Source organism: Bradyrhizobium sp. NBAIM08, from assembly GCF_020193935.1.
GTDB classification, from domain to species: Bacteria; Pseudomonadota; Alphaproteobacteria; order Rhizobiales; family Xanthobacteraceae; genus Bradyrhizobium; species Bradyrhizobium yuanmingense.
In genome coordinates this window covers 1-395 of sequence record NZ_JADYVR010001117.1, presented here as the reverse complement: position 1 = coordinate 395, position 395 = coordinate 1, and the positions used below count along the sequence as shown (strand labels likewise).

At 46.8% G+C, this 395-nt stretch carries 1 protein-coding gene; it reads left to right on the top strand.

Annotated elements, in window-relative coordinates:
* The coding region (locus I6F37_RS43740) for a serine hydrolase (protein ID WP_225154946.1) at positions 1-395 on the top strand (395 nt) is incomplete at both ends.

Sequence of the window (395 nt, the reverse complement as noted above, 5' to 3'; positions counted from 1 at the left end):
CTACAATGCCGCCGATACGACCTATACGACTATACCAGCGAAGCGGGAGGTAACAGTCAGGGATTTGCTGACCCAAACTTCTGGTATTGATTATGCACAGATTGGCTCACCTAAAATGACGGCTATTTATGCAAAGGCAGGCGTTGTAGGTGGTATTGGCGTCGATAAAATTTTACTGGCGGATAAAATGAAAATACTGGGTAGTATGCCGTTAATTCACCAGCCTGGTGAAAAATGGACCTATGGCTTAAATACGGATTTGCTGGGCTACCTGATTGAAGTCATCAGCGGGCAGTCTCTTGATGCATTTTTTCGTCAGCGCATTTTTGAGCCGTTGGGCATGCGGGATACTTATTTTTATTTGCCGGCTGCCAAGCGGGCAAGGCTGGCAACAC